The following is a 2,826-nucleotide window of genomic DNA, read 5'->3' as shown; positions in this document are numbered from 1 at the left end:
AAACCTACAAGACCCTGGAAGCGATGCAGCGCGAAGGCCTGCTGCTGCTGGTGCATGGCGAAGTGACCTCGCCCGAGATTGACCTGTTTGACCGCGAAGCGGTGTTCATCGACACCCAGCTGATTCCGCTGCGCCGCGATTTTCCCGAACTGAAAATCGTGTTTGAGCACATCACCACCCAAGAAGCCGCGCAGTATGTGGCCGAGTCGGACCAGTTCCTGGGGGCCACGCTGACCGCCCACCACCTGCTGTACAACCGCAATGCCATTTTTACCGGCGGCATTCGCCCGCATTACTACTGCCTGCCCGTGCTCAAGCGCGAAACCCACCGGCTCGCGCTGGTCGAAGCCGCCACGTCGGGCAATGCCCGCTTCTTTCTTGGGACCGACAGCGCGCCGCATCCGGCGCATCTCAAGGAGCACGCAACGGGCTGCGCGGGCTGCTACACCGCCCACGCAGCCATCGAGATGTATGCTGAAGCCTTTGACGCTGCTGGCGCGCTCGACCAGCTCGAAGCCTTTGCCAGCTTCAACGGCGCTGATTTTTATGGCTTGCCGCGCAATCAGGGCAGCATCACGCTGAGCAAGGAAAGCTGGACGCCGCCCGTCAGTTTTGCGTTTGGCGAGGCTGAATTGAAGCCCTTGCGCTCGGGTGAAGCGCTGCCGTGGAAACTGATCCATTCGCCTTCGGAAAGCCGCTGATGGATCGCAAACCCCGTGTCGCCTTGCTGATTGATGCCGACAACTCACCGGCTTCGAAAATCGACCTGATCCTCAACGAACTCTCAACCTTCGGCGAAACCAATATCCGCCGCGCCTACGGCAACTGGAAAAAGAGCGAACTCAAGGGCTGGGAGGAAGCGCTGCATGAGCACGCCATCCGGCCTATGCAGCAGTTTGACTACACCAAGGGTAAAAACGCCAGCGACATGGCCATGGTGATTGATGCGCTGGAACTGCTCTATACCGACCAGCCCGATGCTTTTGGCATTGTCTCGTCCGATGCCGACTTCACGCCGCTGGTGATGCACCTGCGCGCCAAGGGCGCTGCCGTGTATGGCTTCGGCGCGCAGAAAACGCCCGAGCCTTTTGTCAACGCCTGTTCTCGTTTTTTGTATCTCGACAAGCTGCGGCCTATCGCAGCCATCGATGTGCCAGCAGGCGGGCGGGACGACACCGACGCCGTGGCTGCCGCGCCCTTGCGGGCCACGCCAGCCCAGCTCAAGCAGGACGCCAAGCTCGTCATGCTGCTGCGCAATGCCGTGCAGGCTGCAGCCGATGACGAGGGCTGGGCACGCGTCGGTGCGGTCGGTACCCAGATTGCCAATCAGGCCTCGTTTGATCATCGCAACTACGGCTACGCCACGCTCACCAAGCTGCTGGTGGCGACCCAGTTGTTCGACATCGTGGATGAAGGCAAATCGACGGTGATGGTGCGCGACAAAAGACTGTCCAGGCCGGCTCGGAGCTGATGACTGCCGATGCGCCTGCTTCGGCGTGCCTGCCGGCGCTGGAGGCCATTGACTGGGGCCGACCCTGGCTGGGCCGCTGGCGCGAGCCGGGCCAGCGGGTGACGCAATCTGTTGCCGCCGGAACTTCCTTGCCCGAAGCGCTGAACCGCGAGCGTAGCGCTGCTGTGCGCTTTGTCCGGCAAACCGACCTGCCGCCGGGCGAAGCCTACGAGCGCTATATTTTCAATAGCGGTAACTGCCCGACCCGTGAAGGCCTGCACGACTTCTTTAACGGTTTGTGCTGGATGCGCTTTCCGCAGACCAAGCAGCGGCTGAATCAATTGCAGGCCGCTGAAATCGCCGCCGCAGGCGTCGCGCCTTTGCGTGGCCCGGTGCGCGATGCGCTGACGGTGTTTGACGAGAATGCCGCTTTTTTGCTGGCGCCGCAGCCGCTGTGGGACGCCTTGATCGCCCGCGACTGGTGGCGCTTGTTTGTCGAACTGCGTCCGCTTTGGAAAGATGCGCAACTGGTGCTGTTTGGCCATGCGCTGCTTGAAAAGCTGGTGCATCCCAGAAAACCCATCACGGCGCACGTGTATCTTGCCCAGCCGGCGATCACCTCAATCGCAGAGCTGGACGCCTGGGTTGCGGCCGACCTGCGCGCAGCCAAGTTGGCCAGCAAGCCTTTTTCTCCCTTGCCGGTGCTGGGCGTGCCGGGCTGGTGGCCGGAAAACGAAGACTTTTCCTTTTATGATGACGCCACGGTTTTTCGTCCGCGCCGATGAAAAACCATAAGTTTCTGCGTGGGCCCTGGTTCAGAGTCCTTGCGGAAATCTTGATTTAGACCGTAAACCCCCCATTTCCTGCATGGAACTGCACAATGCGGGCGTGTAGCCCCTTATGCTCCCTCTGCCTGTTTAACGACCCCCCCGGAGAATCCATGAAACGCATTTTTCTGTTTATCCTGACCAATATCGCTGTCGTGGCGGTGTTGGGCATTGTTGCAAGCCTGCTGGGCGTGAACCGCTTTCTTACCGCCAATGGCTTGAATTTGCAGGCATTGCTCGGTTTTGCGCTGATCATGGGTTTTGGCGGCGCCATTATTTCGCTGCTGATCAGCAAGCCGGTGGCCAAGTGGAGTTCCGGCGTGCGCGTGATCAACGGTGCCGACGGTCCGCAAAATGCCGATGAGGCCTGGATTGTCGAGACCGTCCGCAAGCTGGCTGACAAGGCGCAGATCGGCATGCCCGAGGTCGGGATCTTTGAAAGCGCGCCCAACGCCTTTGCCACCGGCGCGTTTAAAAACTCTTCGTTGGTGGCAGTGTCCACCGGACTGCTCCAGGGCATGACCAAGGAAGAGATCGAAGCGGTGATCA

General features: G+C 60.5%; 4 protein-coding genes. All 4 read left to right on the top strand.

The genetic code is table 11. From position 1 onward, the window contains the following. A partial coding sequence (locus IV091_RS14405; RefSeq protein WP_293469913.1) for an amidohydrolase family protein occupies positions 1-701 on the top strand: 701 nt, incomplete at its 5' end. Next, a complete protein-coding gene (locus IV091_RS14400) occupies positions 701-1,471 on the top strand; it encodes an NYN domain-containing protein (protein WP_293469911.1) in 771 nt (256 codons plus the stop codon). The genes IV091_RS14405 and IV091_RS14400, both read left to right, overlap by 1 nt. Beyond that, the gene (locus tag IV091_RS14395; RefSeq protein ID WP_293469909.1) at positions 1,471-2,235 is read left to right on the top strand and encodes a DUF3025 domain-containing protein; all 765 of its coding nucleotides are present in this window, start codon (positions 1,471-1,473) and stop codon (positions 2,233-2,235) included. The genes IV091_RS14400 and IV091_RS14395 overlap by 1 nt, the downstream gene beginning before the upstream one ends. Before the next feature lie 155 nt (positions 2,236-2,390). Next, positions 2,391-2,826 (top strand): M48 family metalloprotease (locus IV091_RS14390; RefSeq protein WP_293469907.1); only part of this gene is annotated, 436 nt, incomplete at its 3' end.

It is taken from the genome of Polaromonas sp. (genome assembly GCF_018780625.1).
In the GTDB taxonomy this organism is placed as follows: domain Bacteria; phylum Pseudomonadota; class Gammaproteobacteria; order Burkholderiales; family Burkholderiaceae_C; genus Polaromonas.
This window is presented reverse-complemented; position numbering and strand designations above follow the sequence as displayed.